The 24,443-nt window shown below is 61.9% G+C and carries 18 protein-coding genes; 8 read left to right on the top strand and 10 right to left on the bottom strand.

All coding sequences use genetic code 11. From position 1 onward, the window contains the following. Nucleotide 1 precedes the first annotated feature (1 nt). Both CDA63_RS05395 and CDA63_RS05390 read right to left on the bottom strand, forming a co-directional pair. Complete coding sequence (locus CDA63_RS05395) at nucleotides 2–430, bottom strand: response regulator (RefSeq protein ID WP_165768201.1); 429 nt, start codon at nucleotides 428–430, stop codon at nucleotides 2–4. After that, complete coding sequence (locus CDA63_RS05390) at nucleotides 411–2,291, bottom strand: PAS domain-containing sensor histidine kinase (protein WP_088463427.1); 1,881 nt, start codon at nucleotides 2,289–2,291, stop codon at nucleotides 411–413. The genes CDA63_RS05395 and CDA63_RS05390 overlap by 20 nt, the downstream gene beginning before the upstream one ends. A 339-nt stretch (nucleotides 2,292–2,630) precedes the next feature. Here CDA63_RS05390 and CDA63_RS05385 point away from each other — a divergent pair, with 339 nt between their 5' ends. The 4 genes from CDA63_RS05385 to CDA63_RS05370 all read left to right on the top strand — a co-directional run bounded on the left by CDA63_RS05385 (nucleotide 2,631) and on the right by CDA63_RS05370 (nucleotide 9,016). Next, nucleotides 2,631–3,731: a DUF4856 domain-containing protein gene (locus CDA63_RS05385; RefSeq protein WP_088463426.1), complete on the top strand. Its 1,101-nt coding sequence runs from the start codon at nucleotides 2,631–2,633 to the stop codon at nucleotides 3,729–3,731. Nucleotides 3,732–3,830: 99 nt separating this feature from the next. Then, nucleotides 3,831–4,946, top strand: a complete 1,116-nt coding sequence (locus tag CDA63_RS05380; protein ID WP_165768200.1) for an imelysin family protein — start codon at nucleotides 3,831–3,833, stop codon at nucleotides 4,944–4,946. 88 nt (nucleotides 4,947–5,034) lie between these two features. After that, nucleotides 5,035–6,390, top strand: a complete 1,356-nt coding sequence (locus CDA63_RS05375) for an HTTM domain-containing protein (RefSeq protein ID WP_088463424.1) — start codon at nucleotides 5,035–5,037, stop codon at nucleotides 6,388–6,390. A gap of 190 nt (nucleotides 6,391–6,580) precedes the next feature. Next, nucleotides 6,581–9,016: a TonB-dependent receptor gene (locus CDA63_RS05370; RefSeq protein WP_088463423.1), complete on the top strand. Its 2,436-nt coding sequence runs from the start codon at nucleotides 6,581–6,583 to the stop codon at nucleotides 9,014–9,016. A gap of 72 nt (nucleotides 9,017–9,088) precedes the next feature. Here CDA63_RS05370 and CDA63_RS05365 read toward each other — a convergent pair whose 3' ends face one another. Next, nucleotides 9,089–9,568 (bottom strand): type I restriction enzyme HsdR N-terminal domain-containing protein, encoded by a 480-nt coding sequence (locus tag CDA63_RS05365; RefSeq protein WP_088463422.1) that lies wholly within the window; start codon nucleotides 9,566–9,568, stop codon nucleotides 9,089–9,091. A gap of 187 nt (nucleotides 9,569–9,755) precedes the next feature. Here CDA63_RS05365 and CDA63_RS05360 point away from each other — a divergent pair, with 187 nt between their 5' ends. Together CDA63_RS05360 and CDA63_RS05355 are read left to right on the top strand one after the other, a co-directional pair. Next, nucleotides 9,756–10,529: an AMP nucleosidase gene (locus tag CDA63_RS05360; RefSeq protein ID WP_088463421.1), complete on the top strand. Its 774-nt coding sequence runs from the start codon at nucleotides 9,756–9,758 to the stop codon at nucleotides 10,527–10,529. Between the two features lie 236 nt (nucleotides 10,530–10,765). Next, nucleotides 10,766–12,433: an amidohydrolase gene (locus CDA63_RS05355; RefSeq protein WP_088463420.1), complete on the top strand. Its 1,668-nt coding sequence runs from the start codon at nucleotides 10,766–10,768 to the stop codon at nucleotides 12,431–12,433. A 114-nt stretch (nucleotides 12,434–12,547) separates the two neighbouring features. Here CDA63_RS05355 and CDA63_RS05350 read toward each other — a convergent pair whose 3' ends face one another. The 6 genes from CDA63_RS05350 to CDA63_RS05325 all read right to left on the bottom strand — a co-directional run bounded on the left by CDA63_RS05350 (nucleotide 12,548) and on the right by CDA63_RS05325 (nucleotide 19,819). Next, complete coding sequence (locus CDA63_RS05350; protein ID WP_088463419.1) at nucleotides 12,548–13,066, bottom strand: DinB family protein; 519 nt, start codon at nucleotides 13,064–13,066, stop codon at nucleotides 12,548–12,550. A gap of 38 nt (nucleotides 13,067–13,104) precedes the next feature. After that, nucleotides 13,105–14,526 (bottom strand): MFS transporter, encoded by a 1,422-nt coding sequence (locus CDA63_RS05345; protein WP_088463418.1) that lies wholly within the window; start codon nucleotides 14,524–14,526, stop codon nucleotides 13,105–13,107. A gap of 171 nt (nucleotides 14,527–14,697) precedes the next feature. Further along, nucleotides 14,698–16,026 carry a DUF2254 domain-containing protein gene (locus CDA63_RS05340; protein ID WP_088463417.1) on the bottom strand — a complete coding sequence of 443 codons (1,329 nt, stop codon included), beginning with the start codon at nucleotides 16,024–16,026 and terminating at the stop codon, nucleotides 14,698–14,700. A gap of 94 nt (nucleotides 16,027–16,120) precedes the next feature. Continuing rightward, a complete protein-coding gene (locus tag CDA63_RS05335; RefSeq protein ID WP_088463416.1) occupies nucleotides 16,121–16,723 on the bottom strand; it encodes a nucleotidyltransferase family protein in 603 nt (200 codons plus the stop codon). 167 nt (nucleotides 16,724–16,890) lie between these two features. Continuing rightward, a complete protein-coding gene (locus tag CDA63_RS05330) occupies nucleotides 16,891–18,333 on the bottom strand; it encodes a family 16 glycosylhydrolase (RefSeq protein WP_088463415.1) in 1,443 nt (480 codons plus the stop codon). A 295-nt stretch (nucleotides 18,334–18,628) separates the two neighbouring features. Then, complete coding sequence (locus tag CDA63_RS05325) at nucleotides 18,629–19,819, bottom strand: XdhC family protein (RefSeq protein WP_088463414.1); 1,191 nt, start codon at nucleotides 19,817–19,819, stop codon at nucleotides 18,629–18,631. A 200-nt stretch (nucleotides 19,820–20,019) separates the two neighbouring features. Here CDA63_RS05325 and CDA63_RS05320 point away from each other — a divergent pair, with 200 nt between their 5' ends. Together CDA63_RS05320 and CDA63_RS05315 are read left to right on the top strand one after the other, a co-directional pair. Beyond that, nucleotides 20,020–20,892 (top strand): AraC family transcriptional regulator, encoded by an 873-nt coding sequence (locus CDA63_RS05320; protein ID WP_088463413.1) that lies wholly within the window; start codon nucleotides 20,020–20,022, stop codon nucleotides 20,890–20,892. A gap of 76 nt (nucleotides 20,893–20,968) precedes the next feature. After that, on the top strand, nucleotides 20,969–21,850 hold the full coding sequence (locus CDA63_RS05315; protein WP_088463412.1) for an NAD(P)H-binding protein: 882 nt from the start codon (nucleotides 20,969–20,971) through the stop codon (nucleotides 21,848–21,850). A gap of 162 nt (nucleotides 21,851–22,012) precedes the next feature. Here the strand turns inward: CDA63_RS05315 and CDA63_RS05310 are convergent, their stop codons facing one another. Further along, nucleotides 22,013–24,352, bottom strand: coding sequence for a xanthine dehydrogenase family protein molybdopterin-binding subunit (locus tag CDA63_RS05310; protein WP_242434554.1), 2,340 nt, complete (start codon nucleotides 24,350–24,352; stop codon nucleotides 22,013–22,015). Between the last annotated feature and the right edge of the window lie 91 nt (nucleotides 24,353–24,443).

The raw sequence follows: 24,443 nt of genomic DNA, 5'->3' as shown, positions 1-24,443 counted from the left end.
ACTAAGGCCGGCTTGGTGCAGCGGGGCCGGAAGACGGCCCGGTGGTAGGCTGCAGCTGCGCCTGAATGGCCCGGATTTCCCCACTGTCGATGGGCTTATGAATCAGGCCGGTGACCAAGTCGTAGTGGCGGGACTTTTCCAGGTCGGCCAGGGCCAGCGAGGAAGTCAGGATGTAGATGGAACAGTGCCCCAGCAGCCGCTCCCGGTAGGGTTGCAGAGCTTCCAGAAACTGCCATCCATCCATGAGGGGCATGTTCAGGTCCAGGAAAATCACCTGCGGCGTGGTATCGGCCTTCTCGCCCAGCAGCTTGTCCAGGGCCTCGCGCGCCGACTCGAAGCTGCTGATAGAATTCGAAAATCCCTCCGCCCGCAGCAGCTGCTCGGTCAGGTAGATGCCGAGCTTATCGTCATCAATCAGGTAGGTTTTCATGCCCATAGGAGCTAAAGTATACAAGGAATTGGGTTCCTACCCCTTCCTGACTTTCCACACTGACCCGCCCACCCATTGACTCGACATGAGCCTTGACCAAAAACAAGCCGATTCCCCGGCCGTCTTGGTCGGGATGGAAGCGCCGGTAAAGCTGGAATACGTTATCGCCGGCGGTAGCCAGATCGAAGCCCCGGCCGTTGTCGCGCACTGTTATAGTGGTGAACTGAGCGGCATCGGTCGTCGCCTCGATATCTACGCGCAGTGGGCGGTCGTCGGCGCGGTACTTGATAGCATTGGAGAGCAGGTTGTGGAAGATGCTGTGGAAATAGGCCCGCCGGCCCGGCAGCCGTAGCTCATCGGCAATTGCCACGTGTACCTGCCCCCCGCAGGATTCCAGCAGTTGCTTAACGCCTTGCAGGGCTTCGGCGCAGACGGTGGCCAGCGGCACCAATTCGGGGCGGTAACCCTCCTGCTGGTCGCGCACCGACAGGATGGTATTGACGTCGGTGAGCACACCATCGAGCTGCCGCAAGCTGGTGTGCAGGTTCTGCAAGGAATTATTGAATATGTCGGAACCCGGTGCAGCCCGCTCCAGCAGCTGCGCGAAGCCCAGGGCATTGGCCAGCGGGGCCCGTAGATTGTGCGAAACGATGTAAGTGAACTGCTGCAGGTCAGCATTCTGGCGCGAGAGCCGCTCGCCTAGCAGGCGCTGACGCTCCTGAGCCGCCCGGCGCTCCGAAATGTCCTGCATGGCCCCAATCATGCGCAACGGCCGGTCTTGCTCATCACGCACGATGTAGCCCCGGTCGTACACCCAGGCCCAACTACCATCGGCGCGTTGGAAACGGTATTCCTCCTGCCAGTGCCATTGGGTGGTTTCGTAGGCCAAGTAGCGCAGGCCACCCACCACGCGCTGCGCGTCGGCGGGCAGCACGTGCTCGGCCCACTGGCTGAACAGCTCCGGGTTTTGTCTGAGCCGGTGGCCGAAGAGCGTTTCGTAGCCCTCGCCCCAGTACAGCATGTCGGTGGCCATGTCCCAGTCGTAGAGCGCGTCAGTGGTGGCCTTGATGGCATACTGAAACCGCTCGTTGCTCACGCGCAGGTCCTCCTCAATCCGCTTCTGCCGAGTCAGGTCGTGCACGATGCCCACCAGCTGGCAGCACTCCCCGGCCTCGTTGAACACCGGCGTGATAGTGATTTCCCCGATCAGGCGGCCGGTGGGGTAGTCGGTCGTTTCCTGCCAGACTACCGGCTGGCGGGTGCGCACCGCCTCGGCGTACTTGCTGCGCACCAGCGTTAGGGAGGGCTCCGGAATAATGTCCTGCACGAAGCTGCCAACTCCCCTTCCCAAAGGCAGGCCCGTGATTTTGTGAAAAGCCAGGTTGGTAAAAACAAAGCGGTACTGCTCCCCAGGCTCCACCTGCAACACAAATGTCACGTCGGAAATGGTGTCGAAGATGACTGACATCTGTTGTTCCCGCGCCAGCACCGCCCGGGTGGGCAGGTCCCGCTCGCTGAGATGGGAAGCCACACCATAAACGCCGGTAATCTGGCTATCGGCCAGCAATGGAAACAAGGTTATCCGGCACTCCGCAACTTTGCCCGGCAGCAGTACCGGCCCTTCGTAGCGTACTACTTCGCCGGCCATGGCCAAGGATACCAACTGCTGCCACCGGCCTAGGTCAGGGGCCGGAAGATATTCGGACAGGTTGCGGCCCAGTAGGCTAGCAGCTTCCCGACTCAGCAAACGCGCAAATAAAGGACTCGCCTGCCGGATTTTCCCATGGGGGCTCAACGCGAAAAAGGCCGCCGTATCATTAAGAAAAAGCTTGCTGGAAGCCGAATCGTCCGAAAGGTTCATAACAATAGTAATACAAGCGGCCGTTTCTATACCTGGCAGCGGTAGACGACGTGCTTCTCTCCAGATAAGCCCAACTCTTGTTTTCCGGTACTACGTGAAACGCTGACGGGCGGTGGAACGCAACGCTCAATTTTGCCCGACCAAGCCTATAGCGGTCCGGACGATGCTAGGAGGTCCGGGCCCGTGGCTAAGCTAATCAGTGCATCCAGTCTGATCACAGGGCATGGTTTGAGCTTATTCTTATTTAAAATAATTAAAGATAAGCTTGCTCAATTGGGAATCGGCCTCTACATTTGTGTCATAATTGAAACGATTCTAAACAAGACACTCCCTTTTTCTATGCGCGTTGCTGCTCGTTTTCTCACCCTGGCCGCCCTGGCCCTCACTTCCGCTACTTTCACCGCCTGCTCCGACGATAAAGAGGTGGTCGCACCTAAGTACGATGTGCCCACCACCTACAACTTCGCCAACGTGAGCTACAGCGGCCAGCAGGCCCGGATGGCCATGCTTGGGGAAATGGATGCCTACATCAAAACTGCCAACACCGGCGCGGTGCTGGATGCCCAGAAGCTCCAGAACATGTACGCCAACACCAATAACCCCTTCGCAGCCAGCGCCCTGAATACCGCCGGCAAGCAACTGCGCGACAAGACGCTGAGCACCGTGCGGGCCGATTACGATGGTTACCTGAGCGCCGTGGCCACGGCCAGCCTGAGCGCCAACCTACCCGCCACCAACGGCACAGCCGGCCGCCTTACCTCGGCCGATGGCACCAAAAAGTACCTGGTAAACGCCAAGGGCGTGGAGCTGGGCCAGGTGATTCAGAAGGGTTTGATGGGGGCTGTCTTCTACTACCAGGCCGTGGATACTTACCTGAAGGATGAGAAGATTGGCAGCGCCGTCGACAACAAGACCGTGACGCCCGGCGAGGGCACGGCCATGGAGCACCATTGGGACGAGGCGTTCGGCTATTTCGGCGCCCCCACCAATTTCCCAACCAACCTCACTGGCCTCACCTACTGGGCCAACTACAGCAACCAGGTTGATCCGGCCCTGAAGTCGAACAAAACAATGATGGATGCCTTCCTGAAGGGCCGGGCCGCCATCTCCAACAATGACATGGCCGGCAAAACGGCCGCCGCCACCGCCCTGCGCACCGAGTGGGAGCGGGTAGTCGCCGCCTCGGCCATCCACGAGCTGAACGCCGCTAAAGGCGTAGTAGCCGACCAGGCCCTCAAGAGCCACTACCTCTCCGAGGCCCGGGGCTTCGTAATGGGCCTGCGCTACAAAGGCGACCGGAAAATCAGCGACGCGGTGCAGGCCCAGGTGTTGGCCAAAATCGGCGACAACCTCTACCTCACCACCGGCACCGATATCACCGACGCCATCAACCTGCTGAGCACGGCCTACGGCTTTGATAGCATCAAGGGCACGATTTAAGTGAACCTGGGGCCCGGTGCTTCTGTTATTCGCAGCCGGCAGCACTTTTCCCTCTGCGGAACGGTGCTGCCCGTTGCTTTTCCATTTTGCTTTATGCTGATGCCTGACCTGAAAACGCTCCGCCTAACGGCCGCCACCCTAAGCCTCGCCCTGCTAACCACGGCCTGCAGCTCCAGCGGCAGCTCCGACGACAACGCCCCCGCCGACTCCTTCGACCGGGCCGCCATGCTCACTAACTACAGCGACCAGCTGATAGTACCTGGTTTGCGGGAGTTGAGCACTGAGGCGGCCCAACTGAGCGCGGCCGTTACGGCCTTCACCGCCAGCCCATCGGCAGCCACGCTGCAAACGGCCCGCACGGAGTTGCGCGAGGCTAATCTGGCCTGGCAGGCGGTGAGCAGCTACGAGTTCGGCCCCGCCGAGCAACAGATGCTGCGCTCCAACCTCAACGTGTACCCGACGTCCACAACCCAGATTGAAAGTAATATCACAGCCGGCACCACTGATCTGAATGCTGCGGCTAACCTGGCGGCCAAAGGCTTTCCGACCTTGGATTATCTGCTGCACGAGGGCGCGACGCCCGAAGCGGTGGCAGCCAAATTTGCGGCTTCGGCCAAACGCGGTACCTATGCCAAGGCCGTGGCCGCCGAAATAAAGCAGCGCACCGAAGCGGCCTACAACGGCTGGCTGGCCGGCGGCTATACTAGCACTTTCCGGCAGGCCACCGGCACGGCCGTGGGCAGCGCGGTGGCCAATCTGGTTAACCAGCTCAACGCCGACATCGACATGACCAAGCGTTACAAGGTGGGCATCCCGGGAGGCCGGTTCACGGCGGGCACCCCCCAGCCCCTGAAGGCGGAGTCGCCCTACGGCAACCTCTCGCTGGAGCTGCTCAAGCGTAATGTGCAGGCCGAAAAGAACCTGTTTCTGGGGCAGGTCGGCACCACCAACGGCCTTGGTCTCGATGACTACCTAACCCACGTGAATGCCCAGTACAACGGCAAGCCACTGGCCGGCGCCATCGAGCAACAGTTCGACGCCGTACTGACGGCAATCAACGCCGTGCCCAGCCCGCTCACCCAGGCCGTAGCCACCCAGCCGGCCACGGTGAGCAAGGTCTACGACGAGTTCCAGAAGCTCATCATCCTCACCAAAACCGACATGCCCTCGGCCTTGGGCGTTTCGATTACCTACACCGACAACGACGGCGACTAACCGTACCCCACCCCCCGTCCCCCTCCCCTCCGGGAGAGGGGGACGGGGGGGTGGGGTGCTCATTAGAACGAAGTCCGCATTTACCCCAATGCCCACCTTTACCTCCCCCACTTCCTGGTTGATGCGGCCGGTTTCGGCGGCCCCGCTGGTGGTGTTTCGGGTGCTGTTTGGGGGCATGATGCTGGCCAGTATTGCGCGGTTTGCGGCCAAGGGCTGGATTACCGAGCTGTACGTAGCGCCCAAGGTGTTCTTTCCCTACTACGGGTTCGAGTGGGTGCAGCCGGCCGGCGCGGTGGGCATGCATGTGGTGTTCGGGCTGATGGCGCTCGGGGCCCTGGGCATCCTGCTGGGGGCCTGGTACCGTTGGTCGGCGGTGCTGTTTTTTTTGACGTTTACCTACGTCGAGCTGCTGGACAAGAGCAATTACCTCAACCACTACTACTTCGTGTCGGTGGTGGCTTTTTTACTGATCTGGGTGCCGGCTAATGCTCAGTTTTCGCTCGATGCGCGCTGGCAGCCGGGGCGCTGGCGGGCTACGGTACCACAGTGGGCCGGGCTGCTGCTGCGCACCCAGCTGGGCATGGTGTACTTTTTCGCCGGCGTGGCCAAGCTCAACCCCGACTGGCTTTTTGAGGCCATGCCCCTGCGCCTGTGGCTGCCTGCCCACACCGATTTGCCACTCATCGGCTGGCTGTTCGACCAGCTCTGGGTGGCTTACGCGTTCAGCTGGTTCGGAGCTTTCTACGACCTCACGATTCCGTTTTTCCTGAGCGCCCGACGCACCCGCAGCTGGGCCTACGCCACGGTGGTGGTGTTTCATGTGCTCACGGCGGTGCTCTTTCAGATTGGCATGTTCCCCTACATCATGCTGGTGAGCACGCTGCTGTTTTTCCCGGCGTCATTCCATGAGCAAGTGCTGGCCGCCGCTCGCCGCCTGCTGGGCCGGCCGGCAGTGCAACGGGTCGTTACGGCGGCCCGGGTTCCGGTGGCCGCCTCGCCCTGGCTGGTGGGCGCGCTGGGGGTATGGTTGCTGGTGCAGGTGCTGGTGCCGTGGCGGTTCGTGCTGTATCCGGGTTCGCTATTCTGGACCGAGCAGGGCTACCGCTTCTCGTGGCGGGTGATGCTGATGGAGAAAAGCGGCACGGCCTTTTTCTACGTGCTCGACCCGCGCACGGGCCACGAAACCGAAATCCGCAACCGCGACTACCTCACCGTAACGCAGGAAAAGCAGGTAGCCACCCAGCCCGATATGCTCCTGCAATTCGCCCACTTGCTGCGCGACGACTACCGCCGCCGCGGCATCCCCAACCCCCAGGTGCGGGCCGAAGCCTACGTCACGCTCAACGGCCGCAGCTCCCGCCTGCTCATCAACCCCAAACTCGACCTGACCCAACAGCAGGAAGGGTTCGGGGCCAAGTCCTGGATTTTGCCAATTGGGGAATGAGGAAGCGGAAGCATCTCTACCGCTCACTCATCTACCCAACTTAACTCGTCTGGCTCCCCCTCTCCTTTTCGGAGAGGGGGCCGGAGGGTGAGGCGCTTCGCCTGAACGAAGCGGTAGAGATGCTTCGACTCCGGCTGCGCCTTTGCTCAGCATGACACCCTATTTCAACCCAACTCACCTCACACCCTCAATGCCCCGCTTACTCACCCTGCTCCTGCTACTCTTGCTCACCTTCCCTGGGTTCAGCCAGAACCTGACGCTGAGCGGGCGGGTAACCAATGCCCGCACGGGGCAGCCGGTGGCCCGGGCGGAGGTGCTGGTGGCCGGTTCGGGCCAGCTTACCCGCACCGATGCCGAGGGGCGCTACCGGCTTCAGGGGCTGACGGCGGGCACGTACGCCCTCACGGCCTTCGCCGAGCAGTTCACTTCCCTCACCAAACCCATGGAAGTAGCGGCCGATGCCACGCTGGATTTTGCCTTGGCGCCTTTGGCTGATGTGAAGCTGAGCGAGGTGAACGTGGAGGGCCAGCGCGAACAGGGCTTCGGGATTCGGCGGCTGAATTCGGTGGAAGGCACGGCTATTTATGAGGCCAAGAAAACGGAGGTAATCGAGCTCAAGAACGTGACGGCCAACCTGGCCACCAACAACGCCCGCCAGGTGTTTGCCAAGGTGGCCGGCCTCAACATCTGGGAAAGCGACGGGGCGGGCATCCAGCTCGGAATTGGCGGGCGCGGGCTGAGCCCCAACCGCACGGCCAACTTCAATACCCGCCAGAACGGCTACGACATTTCGGCCGACGCACTGGGCTACCCCGAAAGCTATTACACGCCCCCCACCGAGGCCCTGGACCGCATTGAGGTGGTGCGCGGGGCGGCCTCGCTGCAATACGGCACCCAGTTCGGCGGCATGCTCAACTTCGTGCTGCGCCGGGGCCCTACGGATAAGAAGGTGCAGTTCACGACCCGGCAGACGGGCGGCTCGTTCGGATTTTTCAACTCCTTCAACAGCGTGGGCGGCCAGCTCGGGCGCACCAACTATTACGCCTACTACCAGTACAAGCGCGGCGACGGGTGGCGGCCCAACTCGGGCTTCGATGTGCACACGGCCTATGCCAGCGTGCAGCACGCGGCCACCGAAAAGCTCACAATCGGCCTCGACTACACCCGCATGTACTACCTGGCCCAGCAGCCCGGCGGCCTCACCGACGCCGAGTTTGCCCAGGACGCCCGTCAGAGCAAACGCACCCGCAACTGGTTTCGGGTGAATTGGAACCTGCTGGCCGCCACCGCCGACTACCGCTTCTCCGACGCTACCCGCCTCAACTGGCGCACCTTCGGGCTGCTGGCCGACCGCACCGCCTTGGGCAACCTGAGTCGCATTGATCGGGCCGACGACCTGAGCACGGCCCGCCTGCTTATCCGCGACGAGTTCCGCAACGTGGGCTCCGAGCTACGCCTGCTCCACCGCTACGCCCTGGCCGGCTCGTTTTCGACGCTGCTGGTGGGCGGGCGCTATTACCACGGCTTCACCGACCAGCGCCAGGGCCCCGGCTCCCGCGCCGCCGACGCCGATTTTACGTTTTATACGTATCCGCCCGAGGAGAACATATCCATCGTCCAGGCCGGCTACAAGTACCCGAGCCGCAACGCTGCCGTATTCGTGGAGAACATCTTCAACCTCACGCCCCGCCTCAGCCTCACGCCCGGCCTGCGCTATGAGTGGATTCAAACCCGCGCCCGCGGCACGTTTATCAAGAAAGAGTACGACCAGGCCAACAATTTCCTTTCGGAAGAGAATTTCGCCGAGCAGCGCCAGACTACCCGCGGCCTGTTGCTAGGCGGCATCGGGGCCAGTTTCAAGCCTACCGAGCAGGTGGAGGTGTACGCCAACTTCTCGCAGAACTACCGGGCCATCAACTTCAACGATATGCGCGTCGTGAACCCTGGCATTCGCGTCGACCAGAACCTACGCGACGAGCGGGGCTACAGCGCCGATTTGGGGTTGCGCGGCGGCCGGCCGGGGGTGTTCACCTACGATGCCAGCCTGTTTTACCTGGCTTACAACAACCGCATCGGCCTGAGCCCTGAAAAGGACACGTTGCGCTCCCAAAACTACCTGCTGCGCACCAACATCGGCCGCTCGCGCAACCTGGGCCTCGAAACGTTCGTGGAAGCCGACATTCTGCGGCTGCTCCAGGGCGAAAACGCCCGCACCGGCCTGAGCGTGTTCTCCAACCTCACACTGGTTGATGCCCGCTACAACATCGATAAAGAAGTGTTCCGGGACAAAAAGGTGGAGTTGGCCCCCGCGCTCATCGCCAAAGCGGGTCTCACCCTGCGCCGCGGCCCGCTCAAGCTGGCCTACCAGTACGCCTACACCAGCCGCCAGTTCACCGATGCCACCAACACCCTGCGCGAATCCACAGCCGTGTTCGGCGAAATTCCGGCCTACTGGATTATGGACCTCTCGGGCAGCTACGAGTACAAGTTCCTCAAGCTCGAAGCCGGCCTCAACAACCTCACCGACAACCGCTACTTCACCCGCCGCGCCACCGCCTACCCCGGCCCCGGCATCATCCCCGCTGATGCACGCGGGTTCTATGTAACGTTGCAGGCGCAGTTTTAGCACCCCTCCCCAACCCCTCCCCAAAAGGGAGGGGCTTTAAATCCTAGTTTTTCAGAAAGTCAAACGCCAGAACTAAAGCCCCTCCCTTTTGGGGAGGGGTTGGGGAGGGGTCCCGTACATCGGCACCTCCCCCAACAGCTCGTTCGTGCGCTTCTCGGCGTCTACGCGCCAGCAGTAGTGTTGCAGGCCGTTGCTGAGCAGCAGCAGCGGCGCCCCGATGGTGAGGTTGTAGGTGGCAATCTGGTGGGCGACGGCGGCCGTGATGGGCACCGTGGGGCGTTTGCACTCCACCAGTAGCAGGGGCTGGCCGGTGGCGTCGAGGGCCAGCAAGTCGGTGCGTTTCTGGCGTTTGTTGTACTGGTGGCTGCGCTCCAGGCTCAGCAGGCCTTTGGGGTAGCCGCGGTGGTTGATGAGGTAGTGCACCACGTGCTGGCGCACCCATTCCTCGGGCGTGAGCACCACGTGGCGGCGGCGCAGCACATCCCAGATTAGCAAATTTTCGCCGCTTTGTGTAACTTTGGCTTCGAAAGGCGGCAGGTTCAACTCTTGCATCACCTCCAAAGGTACGGCCCTGGGGCCTCAAGTCCCGCTTTTCATTCCGTGCCGTCGTTCCCCCGTTCCGGGCCTCGACGGCTTTTTTGTACCTCCCCTTCCCGGCTGACCGAGCCGGCCGCCGCCCTGCCCGGGTAGCTGCCGGTAGCGGTGTAACCGTATCTTTCGCAACCTTAACCCCTCCCATATGAAAACCAAAGCTGACATTGTAAAGAACTGGCTCCCGCGCTATACCGGGGTCGAATTAGAGGAGTTCGGACAGTATATTCTGCTCACCAACTTCGCGAATTATGTAACCATGTTTGCTGAGCAGTTCGGCACCGAAGTGCGCGGTCTCGATAAGCCCATGCAGACGGCGACGGCCGGCGGCATCACCATCATCAACTTTGGCATGGGCTCCCCGATGGCGGCCACCGTCATGGACCTGCTTTCGGCCATTGAGCCCAAGGCGGCCCTGTTCCTGGGCAAGTGCGGCGGCCTGAAAACCAATACCAAGCTCGGCGACCTGATCCTGCCCATCGCCGCCATCCGGGGCGAGGGTACGTCGGACGACTACCTGCCGGCCGAAATTCCGGCCCTGCCCTCCTTCCGTTTGCAGCGCGCCGTGAGTAGCATCATTAAGAAGTTCGAGCTGGACTACTGGACCGGCACGGTGTACACCACCAACCGCCGCGTGTGGGAGCACGACGAAGCATTTAAAGAGTATCTGCGCCAGATCCGGGCCATGGCCGTGGACATGGAAACGGCCACCATCTTCACCGTGGGCTTCGTCAACGGCATCCCTCACGGCGCCCTGCTGCTGGTGAGCGACAACCCAATGACGCCCGAGGGCGTGAAAACATCGGAAAGCGACAAGAAGGTAACGGCCGACTACGTGAAAAACCACCTGAAAATCGGTATCGAGTCGCTGCTGGAACTCAAGAACTCCGGCGAGTCGGTGAAGCACATGCGCTTCGACTAGCCCGGCCTTTTAGAGCCAGAAACTAGCTCCCCTCCTCGGATGAGGAGGGGTTGGGGGTGGTTGATGATGGAAGAACGGTTTTTAGAATTAGTTTCTACTAATCGTTCGAGCGTCGTCAACCACCCCCAACCCCTCCTTTCCAAGGAGGGGAGCTAGTTTTTTAGCTTCCGCGCCACTTCGCGCAACAAATCCGGCTTTTCCCCGACCTTCCCGTTTCCAAACCTACTCCCGCTTCTATGCTCCCACGTTTCCGCTCTTTACTGGCTCTGCCCCTGCTCGCGGCCGGCTTCAGCGCCTGCCAGTCGAACTCCACCGGCAACCGCCAGCCCGCCGACCTGCTCGTGTACAACGCCACCGTTTACACCGTCGATTCGGCCTTTAGCCAGGCCCAGGCGTTTGCCGTGCAGGATGGCAAGTTCGTGGGCGTGGGCACGGCCGAAGAGTTGCGCGGCAAGTTCGCGGCGAAGCAGGAAGTGGATGCCCAGGGTCAGTTCATTTACCCCGGTTTCTACGACGCACACTGCCACTTCTACCGCTATGGCCTGGGCCTGCGCGACGCCGATCTGGTGGGCACCAACTCCTGGGGCGAGGTGGTGCAGCAGCTGCAAAAGCAACGGCAGCAGTACCCACAGGCGGCCTGGCTCACGGGCCGGGGCTGGGACCAGAACGACTGGACCCGCAAGGAATTCCCGACCAAGGACACCCTCGACGCGCTGTTCCCCAACACGCCGGTCTTCATCATCCGGGTCGATGGGCACGCCGCCCTCGTCAACCAAAAGGCCCTGGACCTGGCCGGCGTAACGGCCCGCACGCCCATCAGCGGGGGCACTATTACCCGCGACGCCCAGGGCAAGCTGACGGGTTTGCTGGTCGATAACGCCGTGGATCTGGTGTCGGGCAAGATTCCGGAGCCCACCGCCGCCGAAGCTGAAACCCTGCTACTCCAGGCCCAGCAGCAGTGCCTGGCCGTGGGCCTTACCAGCATGGCCGATGCCGGTCTGGAAAAGGCCCAGGTCGACCGCCTCGACCAACTCCAGACCGCCGGCAAGCTCAAGGTGCGCCTCTACGCCATGCTGGCCCCCACCAAAGAGAACAAGGATTTCTACCTCCAGAACGGCCCGATTTTCAAAGATAGGCTCACCGTCAACTCGTTCAAGGTGTACGCCGACGGTGCCCTGGGTTCCCGGGGTGCCTGTTTGGTGGAGCCCTACCACGACAAGCCCAAGGAAACCGGCTTCCTGCTCTCCACTGAAAAGGAATTCCGGGCCCTGGCGAAGCTGCTGGCGGCCAACAAGTTCCAGATGAACACCCACGCCATCGGCGACTCGGCCAACCGACTCATCCTCAACATCTACGGCGAGGCGCTCAAGGGCCAGTTGGACCGGCGCTGGCGCATCGAGCACGCCCAGGTCATCACGCCGGCCGATATGGGCAAGTTCGGGCAGTTTGGTATCGTGCCCTCTGTGCAGCCCACCCACGCCACCTCCGACATGTACTGGGCCGGTGAGCGGTTGGGCCCCGAGCGCCTGAAAACGGCTTACGCTTACGCCGAGCTGCTGAAGCAGTACGGCCAGTTGGCCCTGGGCTCCGACTTTCCGGTCGAGGACATCAACCCGCTGTTCGGCTTCCACTCGGCCGTGGCCCGGCAGGACGCGAAGAACTATCCGGCTGGCGGCTTCCAGATGGAAAACGCCCTTACCCGCGAGCAGGCCCTGCGCGGCATGACCACCTGGGCCGCCCACGCCGCCTTCGAGGAAAAGCAGAAAGGCAGCATCAAGCCCGGTATGGCTGCCGACTTCGTGGTGCTGAAAACCGATTTGCTTAAAGCGCCCAACGAGCAGCTCCGCACCGCCAAAGTGCAACAAACCTGGATTGCAGGGGAGCGGGTGTTTACAGTAAAGTAAAATCGAAAGCCCGTCATCCTGACGGAGAAAGGATCTTATCACGTGAGAATACTCGCTTCAACGTGATAAGATCCTTCCTCCGTCAGGATGACGGGCTTTCGATTTTACCTCCCTCTACCCCCAGATTTTATCGTCTGCCGAGGGGCCGTACATGGCGGGAATCGGGATGTCGAGCAGGCGCAGGTAGACGCTGAGCTGGCCCCGGTGGTGGATGCTGTGGTTGAGGCCCATGATGCGGATGGCGGTGGCTTTGGGCATTTCCAGCAGCGTCTGCTCGCCGCGGTGGAGGCGGAAGCTGTCCGTAAGCTTCTCGTCGTCGGATTCCTGGAGGGCGGCGCGCAGGCTGGCGCTGTACTCATCGAAACGGGCCAGTAGCTCCGCGTTGCTCGTGGGCGAAGGGCCGGGCTTGGGGCCGTTAGGGTCGAGGAAGTCGCGGTTGGGGTGTTGCACGAAGAGCTGCTTAAATGCCAGCAGGTTCACGATGTGCGACGCCAGCTGGCCCAGCTTCATGCTCTTGGGGTGGGGCTGATACTCGGCTTGCTCGTAGGGCACGAGGGCCAGCAGCTTGCGGGTGGTGGCCAGCTCGTGGTCGAGTTCGGCAAGGATGTTCTGTTGAAGGGAGGACGTGTGCATTTGGCTGGGTTGAAAGTTAAGGCTGTTTTTAATTCTCCTCAAAGAGGCGTAGCAGCCGCAACCGAAGCGGGCGGGGGACCGGGGAAGGATTCGGCCATCGAAACCGGCTCGTCGCGGAGCTTCTTACCGCGCAACGTGAGCAGGAAAATCAGGCCCAGCACGAAGAACACGATGAGCGACAGAATGCTGTTGCGCATGGAGCCCGTGACTTGGGCAATGACGCCGAACACGGCTGTGCCAATCACGATGCTAAGCTTTTCCGTCACGTCGAAGAAGCTGAAGAAGGCGGCCGTGTTGGGCGTGTTCTCGGGCATAATTTTGGAGTACGTGCTGCGCGAGAGGCTCTGGATGGCGCCCATCGTGAGGCCGATAACGGCGGCCAGGGCGTAGAAGCTCCAGCCGGCCTGCACGAAGTAGCCCGCCACGCAGATGCACATCCAGATAAACACCGACCAGCTCAGGGCCCGGGTGTTGCCGATGCGCTCCGAGAGCTTGGCGAACAGGTAAGCCCCCAGAATACCCACCACTTGGAGCAGCAGAATCGTGACGATGAGGGCGGTGCTTTCGAGGTGGAGCTCTTTGTCGCCGAAAATGGTGGCCACGTACATCACCGTTTGCACGCCCATGTTGTAGGTGAAGTAGGCCAGCAGAAAGCGTTTGAGATTGGGCAGGTGCTTGAGCTGAGCAAATACTTTACCCAGCTCCCGGAAGCCGTCGAGCAGCCAGCCCGAGTCGGAAACGGCGGCGTTGGCGGCCCGGCCGGGGTCGGCGGGCAGGGTAAAGAAGGGAATCTGGGCGAAGCCGGCCCACCAGATGCCGGTGAGCAGGAAGGAAATCCGGGTGGCAAAGCCCTTGGTCAGGCCCAGCTCCTCGTTGAACGTAATCAGCACCAGGCAGATAATGAGCAGCACCACCGAGCCGATATAACCCATCGAGAACCCCCGGGCCGAGAGCGAATCAAACTTCTCCTCACTCGAAATCAGCGGCAGGTAGCTATTGTAGAACACAATGGAACCCGAGAAGCCAACGGTGGCCGCAATGAACACGAAAGTGCTGAGCGTGAGCGTATCGGGCGTGAAGAAGAACAGCGCGGCGCAGGAGAAAGCCCCGATGTAGCAGAAGATCTGCATGAACAGCTTCTTGCGCCCCGAGTAGTCGGCCAGTGAAGTCAGAAACGGACTGACCAGGGCAATGAGCAGGAAGGCCGCCGAAATAGAATAGGTCAACAGCGAAGAGCCGGGCACCTCGAAGCCGAGGAAGCTCACCACGTCGGTTTGCGGACTTAGCTCGGCCGTGACGCTGCCCCAATAGATGGGAAAGATGGAGCTGGTAATAACGAGGGGATAAACCGAGTTGGCCCAATCGTAGAACGTCCAGCCGCGGGTGATGCGCTTATCGTCTTTGGGGATATTGTCGAAACCGGTTTCAGCTGGGGAAATGGCGGCGGTAGCGTCGCTCATACAGGCAGGGGATTTAGCAGTGTTGCGAGCAAGATAACGGGATTTCACGGTTGCGGTTGTGGCGGCCCATTCGCCCAACGACGAGACGCATCTTTGCGGCTCATCGTCCGCCCCGTTCGGGCGGTACTGCTCATCTGATTCCGTTCAACGACGAGCCGCAAAGATGCGTCTCTACATCCAAACCGGGCGTAACTCGTTGTAAAGCGCCTGCACTTGCAGCCGCTCATAGTCGGTGCTGAGGTGGAGATGGGCGCAGGCGAGTAGCAGCTCGGCCTGCTGGTGCAACACTGGCAAGCGCGTGGGGTCGCGCACTTGGCTGGCGGCCAGGGCCAAGGCCCGCAGCAGCCGGCGCAGCACGGCCGGGTTGTTGGCCCCGCTAACCCGCACCAAATCGAAGGCCAGTTGTACGTAGTCGGCAAACGAATAAACCTGCACCAGTACCCGCAGGTGGTGGCCGTCGGAGCGAAGCACACCGGGGAAGTCGCGCCGGGCCAGCTGGCCCAATAGCTCACCCAAGTAGTCGATGGCCATGTTGGCGGTAGTAGTGTCGTTTACGGCCGGCGAGAGGGCCTTAAGGGCAATATCGACCAACTGTTGCACGCCGAAGGCCACGTCTTGGGTAGGGTTGCGGTGGCGGCCCAAGCCCATAAACTGCAGCAGGTCGGTGGGCCAGTCGGCTTCGATCGGGTCGGCGCGCTCCATGCCGGCGCGCACGCTCAGCAGCGGCTGACCGGTGCCCACAAAGTCGCCGATGTGGCACTCTAGGCGCAGCACGGTGCGGTGGCGGGTGGCCCAGGCCAGCAAGCCGGCCGCGTCGAGGTACTGCAGGTAGCCGGCCGCAGGAGCTGGCACGGCAACCCAACCGGTGGCCGTAGTGGCAAAAGCCTCGGCGGCGTCCAGGCATTCGGGCTCCAGTTCCTGCCCGAAATCAAACGGGAACAGCCGCCCGATTTCTTCCTCAGTTTCGGCCATTATCTGGTGCACCAGCGTGCCAGTCTGCAATGATTCGGCGACGTGGTGAATGAAAAAAATGAGTGTACCTACCCCACCCAGCGCCAGCAGCAAACCCACCAGTACAGCCGTAGTGGGCACAAAATACCCGGTACCCGCCCCCCGAATAGTACCCTGCACCACTAGGCAGTACGTGAATACGCTCACGAAGTAACCCATCACGATTTGGTTGAGCTGGTCGCGCATGAAGTTGCGCAGCGCCCGCGGCGAGTACTGGTTGCTAACCTGGACAATGGCGGCCAGCAGCAGCGAGAACGTGAGGGCCGCTACTGTCAGCATCGAGCCGGCAATGGCCGTGAGCATACCGCCGGCCCCGGTCGCATCGAGGCCGAAGAGCAGCGGCAGCTCCCGCGCTCCGGTGGCGCTGCTGGTCTGGTCGAACTGTACCAGCGCGTAGGCACTGCCCAGCGCGGCTATCACCATCAGTAACGGCACAAACCAGAGCGATTCGCGCAAATGCTGCCAGAGTTGGCGCAAGCGGTTAAGCATGGGTAGGCATGGAGTTAGGAGGCAGAAAAGTAACGGTTTTTCCGCTTGTTGTTGCCAAGCCCGCCGGTCAGGATGAGCTTGCCCCAAACGCCAATTAATTACTTGCTCGGGCTCGCCCCGCCACCAGGGCCGCGTACTGGGCCTCCGTATCCACATCCACCACGCCGGCCGCAAACGGCACCGTAGCGACCAGCTCTGGGTGGTGCTTGAGCAGCGCGGCAGCCCCGGCAGAATCGGGTAGCTGGCGGAGCAACGGCAGCACTTGCACCCCGAACAGAACGGGCACGCCCGACACCCCGGCGTAGGCACTGGCCACGATGGGCTGGCCGGTGGCGGCGTGTGTTGTGGCCAGTTGCCCCAGCAGCGCGGGCGTTACGTGGGGCTGGTCGCAGAGGAGCACGATAACGGCGGCCGGCGCGGCAGCGGATTCCAATGCCGCCAGCCCGGTTTTGAGCGACGCGCCCATGCCCCGCTCCCACCCGGCACACCGCACCACCCGCACCGGCAGGCCCGTCAGCTCCGGCAGCAATTCCTCGTGCCGCGCCCCGGTTACTACTATTACCGCGGCCCCAGCTGCCGCCGTCACGGCCGTTTCGGCAGCCCGGCGCAGTAGGGTTTGGCCCTGGAAAACCAGCAGTTGCTTGGGGCGGCCGAGGCGGGACGAGGAGCCGGCGGCCAGAAGGATAACAGCGGGCATAAGGCAGACAACGGGTGGTAACAGGTCCTGATAACTACCTCCCGGCCGGAGTTTTCCTGCCGGGGCCAGCAGCTGCTAAATTGAGAATTTCCTAGCTGGGATACCGTGCGGTATCCCAGCTAGGAAATTCAGCGCCCAGCCGGGCATTGGCAATACGGCGGGAGTACCTATTGTATCACCACCTTCTGCACCGACTTACCGGCCGTCGTCGTCACCTGCACCAGGTATGTTCCGGCGCTCAGCCGCAGGTCGGCAGCTACGCTAACGCGGGCCTGGGTGGTAGTAGTCCGCCATACTTCGCGGCCACTCAGGTCCAGCAGCTGCACGGTGGCTGGCGCCAGGGAGCCGAGATCAGCCAGTTCAATGGTGAGCGGACTTCCTTCGGGGCGGGGGTTCGGATAAACCCGGAACTGCCCGGCCAACGCGCTACCGGTAGCCGTTATGGTTGCCGGGCGGTTGCTGCCGACTTGGGTGATGCGGACCCAGTTGAGGTTCCAGCCGCCGGATTGGGCATAGATGCCGAAGTTGTACGTCCCGGCGTTGATAGTCACGGTCTTACTCACCGTCGTCCAATTCTGCCAGCCGCCGGTACCGCCCACAGTGGTGCTGCCCAGTTGGATGCTACCACCATTCAGATCGGCTGAGATAGTGCCGCCGCCCGCGCCGCTAGCCATGCGGTACTCAATATTGTAGGTGCCCGAGGTAGGGAAGTTGATGTTGTTCCAGACCAAGTAGTCGCCAGCGTCCACGTAGCCCATGTCCTGGCCGCCTTCCGAGCAGTTTTCCACCACCATGCCGTTGTTTACGTTAGCCGCCTCTGCCTCAAGCTGCCGGCTGAAGGCCGGAGTGACACCTTGCTGGTACACGCGCACGTAGTCGACGGACATAGTGGCCGGAAACCGGCTGTTGTCAATGGTCTGGCCAGGCCAGTCGCCACCCACGGCCAGGTTCAGGAGCAGGAAAAATGGCCGCTGGAATTCCTCGGTACCGCCAGCGTTGTTGGCGATGGTGATTTCGTGGTATTTGATACCGTCTACGAACCAACGGATATAGCTGGGCTCCCACTCGATGGTGTACACGTGGTAGTTCTGGGGCGAGGTAGCGGTATTGCCGCTGTATTGAGCGTGGCCGTTATTGTCCCAATGCACGGTGCCGTATACCTTGTTTTCGGCGTTGATGTGCTCCATAACGTCGATTTCGCCGCAGGCCGGCCAGCCCACCTGCCCGATGTTGCCGCCCAGCATCCAGAAGGCCGGCCACAACCCTTGCCCCTGCGGCATCTTGATGCGGGCCTCCACCTTGCCGTACTTGAATTCCCGTACGCCCTGGGTTTTCATGCGGGCCGAGGTGTAGGCGAAACCGCCCACGTTTTCGCGGCGGGCCGTAATCTGCAACTCGCCGTTTACGGCCCGGGCATTGGCGGCCTGGTAATACTGCCGCTCGTTGTTACCCCAGCCGTTGTTGTTACCGGTTTCAAAGCGCCAATCGGGTCCGATGCCGTTGTTGAATTCGTCGGCCCACACCAGTTGATAAGATTGGGCCCGGACCAGTGGCAGGCTCAGTAAGCTCAGCAGCAAAGTGCTCAGCAAACAGGTAAGAAATGTTTTCATAGGATGGGTAGGAAAGTGGTGGAAAATAGAACGAGGCCGGCTGGAACAGATGGCTGTTTCAGTGTCGACTAATAGTCAAACTATCTTCTTTTTATCCACAAAAGCAACCCAGCCATTCCGCTCGCAATCTGCGCGTTACCGTATTCTATACGCTTACCACACACTCCTAACGGAGTCGTTCTACCAACTCGTTCACTTTTCCTTGGCGGTCTTTTCCTACCGTAACCCGGATAAAAAACAACGATATTTTTTCCCGTGGGTCGAAATATTTTCCTGGGGTGAGTCCGGTCGGGACCTACAGTTCACAGGTGGCATCCACCCGCCCCTCAGGTATCAGAGGACCATCGGAGCGCAGAGGCGGGTGGATGGGGTGGGGCGAGTCGCGGAGGAAGCCGGCGGGGCGGCCGGTGAGGACTGCCTGGATTTCGGCCACGACCGACAGGGCTATTTCCTCGGGGGTTTCGGCTCCCAGGTTCAGGCCGATAGGGCTGTGGATGCGGCCCTGCAAGCGTGGGGCGGCGTCGGAGAAGTCCTGGGTGAGCTCTTCAAGCAGGCGTTCATACTTCTTGCGCGGCCCCAGCAACCCGATATACGTGGTGCTAGAGTCGGGCAGCAGGTGGCGCAACACGGCCAGATCGTAGTAGTAGTTGTGGGTCATCAGCAACGCGAAGCTGCCATCATGTGGTTGCCCTTCTATCTGGGCCAATGGCAGCACCCGCACTTCGTCGGCCTCCGGGAAGCGGTTTGCGGCGGCCTGAACCGGGCGGCCATCCACCACCCGCACCCGCCAGCCAAGGCCGGCAGCCAGGCGGACCAACGGCTGCACATCATTACCGGCTCCGTATACGGTCAGGCGCACGGGCGGGCGCAGGATTTCCAGGCTCACCCGCACCACGCTGCTACCCACCGGGTAGTGACGAGTGGCGGGCTGACCGGCCGCCAGCGCGGTGCGGGCATCGGCAAGCAGCTGGCCGTACAGAGCGGCGTGGGCGGGCACGGTGCTTTCCACGGTGCCGTCGGCCAGCAGCAACAGCCGCTCCCCTACCCGCACCCCGGAATCCGGCCCAGCCGTGCTGAATAGGGTTACGATGACGGCGGGCGCTTCCACGCCCCCGGCCCAGCGGCGCAACAGTTCCACGGGATTATCGGAATTCTGGAAGTCGAGGGGTTCGAGCAGAATCTGCACAACACCCTGGCAGCCCAGCGCGGCCCCGAATTGCAGGTCGTCGTCGGGGTCAGTAGAATCGTAGGTGACCACCGTGGGGCGGCCCTGCCGGATTACGCGGCGCGCACGCTGGCGGGCGTCGCCTTCGAGGCAGCCCCCGCTGATGGCCCCGGTCAGGCGGCCTTCGTCGGTGACCAGCATCCGGGCGCCGGGGCGGCGGTAGGCCGAGCCAGCCACATCTACCACCGAAGCCAGGGCGCAGGCCCGGCCGGCGGCGCGGTGTTCGTCGTAGGCTTGCAGCAGGCGTTGAAGTTCGGTCATAAGTTGAGTGAGATTAGCATAAGGCAGTACGCCTGGCAATGGGGCGGGGTTCCATAAACCACCAGCTCATCGCCGTGGTTTCCTTGGCGACGACAACGTGCCAAGTAGAAAAGCGGCAGCCCCCAGCCGCTTCTATTCTGTTTCCAGCTTTCCTACTTACCTTTTAGCCTCCTCTTTCTTTCTTTGCGTCCTTCTGCGCCATGTCAATCCGTGTTCCCACCTACCAGTTGGCGGCTCTGCAAGAACCAGCGGAAAAACCGGCGGCTTTTTTCTTTCTGGGGCCAGATTCCGCAGTGCCCCACCTGCCCATCGACCGGCCGTATCGGAGCAACTATTACAAAATCGGCCTTTGCCGGGAGGGTCGCGCCCGCCTCAACGTCAACCTGGAGTCGTACGTCGTCGAGCCCGGTTCGCTGATGGTTTTATCGCCCCACGTCATCAAGCAGTGGCCCGCTATGGCGGCGGATATGGACGCGCTGAGCATCTTTTTCACCAAGGAATTCATTTCGGGCAGCGGCAGCTTCAACCCCGATAACTTCGCTTTTTTTGAGCGCGACGCCACGCATGTTTTGCAGTTGCCACCCGCTGCCGCCAAGCGCCTGAGCGGCCTGCTGCTGGCCATCGAGCAGAAATGCCACGAGCCCCACGCCTACCAGGAGGAAATTTTGCGCAGCCTGCTTCATATTCTGCTCCACGAACTGGCCCCTATTTACAGCGCGCAGCACACTCCGTCGAACATCATTCGCACGCGCAGCCAGCTAATTACGGCCGAATTCAAGCAGCTGGTTAACAGCCACTACGCCACCGAGCGTAGCCTCGCTTTCTATGCCGATAAGCTCTGCATCACGACCAAGCACCTGGCCGAAACCGTGAAGGAAGTTACCGGCAAGCGCGCCGCGGAGTGGCTGGCGGAAGCCGTGGTGCTGGAGGCGCACGTGCTGCTCCAGAACCCGGCCCTGACCGTTGCCCAGATTGCGGAAACGCTGCACTTCGCCGACCAATCGACGTTTGGCCGGTTTTTTCGGCGCAGTGCCGGCGTGTCGCCGGCGGGTTACCGGCAACGCTGGGCCTAGCACTTGCCGCACTTGAGCCCACTATTCCCGCCGTTTGGCCCTTCTGCGGCCAGCGCCCATGCAGGACCTTTGGGCTATGAAAATTATCCTCACTGGTTCCCTCGGGAACATCAGCCAGCCCCTGGCTACTTCGCTGGTCCGGCAGGGCCATGCCGTTACTATCATCAGCCGCCAAACCGAGCGGCGACCCGCCATTGAGGCCCTGGGAGCCACCGCCGCCATCGGCTCAGTCGATGACCCCGAATTTCTGGCCCGCACGTTTGAAGGAGCCGATGCAGTGTACCTGATGGTGCCGCCCAGCTTCCAGGAGCCCGATTCGCGGGCGTACCACCAGCGCATCGGGCGTCACTATGCCCGGGCTATTAAGCAGTCGGGGGTGCGGCGGGTGGTGCAGCTCAGCAGCTGGGGCGCCCATCTGGCAGAGGGCACCGGCGGCATTCTAGGCACCCACGATGTGGAAATGATTCTGAAGACCGTGCCCGGCCTGGACCTCACGCACCTGCGGCCGACCTCCTTCTACACCAACATGAACAGCTTCGCAGGCCTGATTAAAGCGCAAGGTATAATCGGCGTTAACTACCCCGGCACTACTCGGGTGGCCTTCGTCCATCCCCTGGACATTGCCACTGCCGCCGCCGAAGAGTTGGCCCAACCTTACTTAACAACCAACCAAACAGTCCGCTACGTGGCCAGCGACGAACGTACGGCCGACGAGGTAGCGCAGGTTTTGGGAGCCGCTGTTGGGCAGCCCGACCTGCGGTGGGTAGCATTTACGAATGAGCAGATGCGGGAAAACCTGGTAGTAAACGGCGTACCGCCCGACCGCGCATCCGAAATTGCGGACATCTACGCCAGCATCGGCAGTGGGAAGCTGGGCGAGGATTACGAACAGCACAAGCCCGCCATGGGTCAGGTGAAGCTGGAGGATTTCGCCCAGGAATTCGCAGCGGCTTTTTAGGGTGTAATATGCCTGCGGGCCGCAACGCAGCAAGCCCTCAACTCCTCGTTGCGCAAGCCTGCTAACAAACGGAAAGACCGCTGCCAGTTTGGCAACGGTCTTTCCGTTTGTTAGCAAAGGCGGCCTCCAACTGCTCATGGAAACCCTGTTTAGCTGCTCTTGTTACGCCGGCTGGCGCAACGCCTCCAGCACCTTATCGGGCGTGATGGGGAGGCTGCGCATACGGCGGCCGGTGGCGTTGAAGATGGCGTTGCCCACGGCCGCGGCCACGCCCACCATACCCAGCTCGCCGATGCCTTTTACGCCCAGATAGTTGATGTAGGGGTCGGTTTCGGGCACGAATTCTACCTGGATGTTGGGGATATCGGCGTTGACGGGCACGTGGTAGCCGGCCAGGTCGGCGTTGGTGTAGCGGGCGTAGTTGGGGTCGCGGAAGGTGTCCTCCATCAGGGCCGCGCCGATACCGTAAATGGCCCCGCCCATCATCTGGCTGGTGGCAGTTTTCAGGTTGAGCACCGTGCCCACGCCGTGCACGCCCACCCAGCGGGTGATGCGCACCGTGCCTAGGTCGGGATCCACTTCCACCTCGCAGAAGTGCGCCCCGAACGAGTGCATGGAGTGGCCACCGGTTTTCTTCTCCTTGTTATCGTTGTTGGGGTCGGCCCCGTTCTGGCCGAAGTTCTTTTCCTCATAGCCCGCGCCGTATTTACCGGTGCCGCTGCCCTCAATATCGGGCTGGCCGTTGCGGCCGAGGGCGGCCAGCAGCGTTTCGCCCTTCTTGGGGTCTTTGGCGAGGAACATGCGGCCCAGCTCCACTTTCACGTCGGTGGGTTTGGCCTTGTAGAGGGGCGACTTCTTATCGGCCACCGCCATCTTCACCACTTTATCCCACACGTCTTCGGCGGCGGCCATGATGGACGAGGCCACGGTGCCGGCCGCCACCGAGCCGCCCGAGCCGGGGGCCGTGGGCAGGCGGGTGTCGCCTAATTCAAAGCGGATTTTCTCGGGCGGCAACCCGAGCGCATCAGCCGAAACCTGGGTCATAACGGTGTAGGTGCCGGTGCCCAGGTCGGTGGCGCCGGCCTCTACTACGGCGTGGCCATCCGCAAACAGGCGGACCCGAGCCGTGCCCTGGGAGCTGTGCACGGGGTAGGTGGCCGAAGCCATGCCGTGGCCCACCAGCATGCGGCCCTTACGGTTCTGGCCGGGCTTGGCGTTGCGCTTGTCCCAGCCGAACAGCTCGGCGCCGCGGGTATAGCACTGCTTCAGGCTCTTGCTGCTCCAAGGCTTGTCGTTGCTGTAATCGTGGTCGGCGTAATTGCGGAGGCGGATTTCGAGCGGGTCGATGTTGAGCTGGTTGGCCAGATCGTCCATCGACGACTCCAGCGCAAACGAGCCGGGGGCCTCACCGGGTGCGCGCATCCACACCGAGGTCATCACGTTGGCCCGGGCCAACTCGTAGGTAGTCGAATAGTTGGGGCAGGCATAGAGCATGTCCATGATCTTGCCGTTCGACTCGGTGTAGTTGTCCCAGGGCGAGGTAGTGGCCTTCTTCGAGTGTACTATCGACACCAGTTTACCATCGGTCGTAGCACCTAGCTGAAGGGTCTGCTCCTGGTCTTCGCGGTGGCCGACGCCGGTAAACATCTGCTGGCGGGTGAGAGCCAGCTTCACCGGCCGGTTCACGGCCTTGGCGGCCAGCACCGTGAGAATGGTGTGGGGCCAGAACGAGCCCTTGCAGCCGAAACCACCCCCGATGTACTTGGTCACTACCCGGATCTGCTCCCGGGGCATGCCCAGCAGGTCGGCCAGCGCACCCTGGTGCATGGTCACGTTCTGGCTCGACTCGTACACCGTCAGCTTATCGGTGCCCTCCCACACGGCCAGCGTGGCGGCGGGCTCCATGGGGCTGTGGTGGTTGATGGCGTGCACGTAGGTGGCCTCGTGCTTGATGGCGGCCCCGTCGTAGGCCTGCTTAGGGTTGCCGCGCACCACGTGGCTGTCCTTCTTGCCCTGCTGAATTTTCTGGGGGTCGAATAGCTCCGCCTTGGGGTCGTGGTAGGAGTCGATGGGCGCGTCGGCCTGGTAAGTGACCTTAATAAGCGCCGCCGCCTGGGTAGCCGCCTCCAGCGTGGCCGCTACCACCAGGGCAACTGGCTGACCGGCGTACTGCACCTGGTCGTCCTGCATGGGCAGGTAGCTTTGGGCCGCCCGCCACTTCTCTACCTGCTTGGGCGTTTTAGCCGGCTTGGGCAGGTTTTGGTGGGTGAAGATGTTGAGGATGCCCGGCTCCTTGGCCGCCCGCGAGGTGTCGATGTTGGTGATGCGGCCCTTGGCGATGGTGCTGGTTTTGAGCACGCCGTACACCGTGCCGGGCACGCTTATTTCGGCCGAGTAGCGGGCTGCGCCGGTTACCTTGGCTGGGCCGTCCACGCGGTCCATTGGTTTGCCGACTACGTTGGTGGGCGCGTTTTCTTTCTGGTTGGAAGTATTGCTGGTCATATCCATGATGTTGTATGGTTGTCCGTCATGCTGAGCGCAGCCGGAGGCGAAGTCGAAGCATCTCTACCGCAATGGTAACGCTGCCGATTAG

Origin of the sequence: Hymenobacter amundsenii (assembly GCF_002204745.1) — a bacterium.
GTDB lineage: Bacteria > Bacteroidota > Bacteroidia > Cytophagales > Hymenobacteraceae > Hymenobacter > Hymenobacter amundsenii.
Note: the sequence above shows the minus strand (reverse complement) of the source record. Positions and strands in the feature narration are given on the sequence as shown.

Bases quoted from the DNA above. Each gene is read 5' to 3' on its own strand.
- CDA63_RS05390 (WP_088463427.1), bottom strand. From the start codon at position 2,291: ATGAACCTTTCGGACGATTCGGCTTCCAGCAAGCTTTTTCTTAATGAT.
- CDA63_RS05360 (WP_088463421.1), top strand. From the start codon at position 9,756: ATGAAAACCAAAGCTGACATTGTAAAGAACTGGCTCCCGCGCTATACC.
- CDA63_RS05380 (WP_165768200.1), top strand. From the start codon at position 3,831: ATGCCTGACCTGAAAACGCTCCGCCTAACGGCCGCCACCCTAAGCCTC.
- CDA63_RS05325 (WP_088463414.1), bottom strand. From the start codon at position 19,819: ATGACCGAACTTCAACGCCTGCTGCAAGCCTACGACGAACACCGCGCC.
- CDA63_RS05375 (WP_088463424.1), top strand. From the start codon at position 5,035: ATGCCCACCTTTACCTCCCCCACTTCCTGGTTGATGCGGCCGGTTTCG.
- CDA63_RS05370 (WP_088463423.1), top strand. From the start codon at position 6,581: ATGCCCCGCTTACTCACCCTGCTCCTGCTACTCTTGCTCACCTTCCCT.
- CDA63_RS05385 (WP_088463426.1), top strand. From the start codon at position 2,631: ATGCGCGTTGCTGCTCGTTTTCTCACCCTGGCCGCCCTGGCCCTCACT.
- CDA63_RS05355 (WP_088463420.1), top strand. From the start codon at position 10,766: ATGCTCCCACGTTTCCGCTCTTTACTGGCTCTGCCCCTGCTCGCGGCC.
- CDA63_RS05320 (WP_088463413.1), top strand. From the start codon at position 20,020: ATGTCAATCCGTGTTCCCACCTACCAGTTGGCGGCTCTGCAAGAACCA.
- CDA63_RS05395 (WP_165768201.1), bottom strand. From the start codon at position 430: ATGAAAACCTACCTGATTGATGACGATAAGCTCGGCATCTACCTGACC.
- CDA63_RS05340 (WP_088463417.1), bottom strand. From the start codon at position 16,026: ATGCTTAACCGCTTGCGCCAACTCTGGCAGCATTTGCGCGAATCGCTC.
- CDA63_RS05350 (WP_088463419.1), bottom strand. From the start codon at position 13,066: ATGCACACGTCCTCCCTTCAACAGAACATCCTTGCCGAACTCGACCAC.
- CDA63_RS05315 (WP_088463412.1), top strand. From the start codon at position 20,969: ATGAAAATTATCCTCACTGGTTCCCTCGGGAACATCAGCCAGCCCCTG.
- CDA63_RS05310 (WP_242434554.1), bottom strand. From the start codon at position 24,352: ATGACCAGCAATACTTCCAACCAGAAAGAAAACGCGCCCACCAACGTA.
- CDA63_RS05345 (WP_088463418.1), bottom strand. From the start codon at position 14,526: ATGAGCGACGCTACCGCCGCCATTTCCCCAGCTGAAACCGGTTTCGAC.
- CDA63_RS05335 (WP_088463416.1), bottom strand. From the start codon at position 16,723: ATGCCCGCTGTTATCCTTCTGGCCGCCGGCTCCTCGTCCCGCCTCGGC.
- CDA63_RS05365 (WP_088463422.1), bottom strand. From the start codon at position 9,568: ATGCAAGAGTTGAACCTGCCGCCTTTCGAAGCCAAAGTTACACAAAGC.
- CDA63_RS05330 (WP_088463415.1), bottom strand. From the start codon at position 18,333: ATGAAAACATTTCTTACCTGTTTGCTGAGCACTTTGCTGCTGAGCTTA.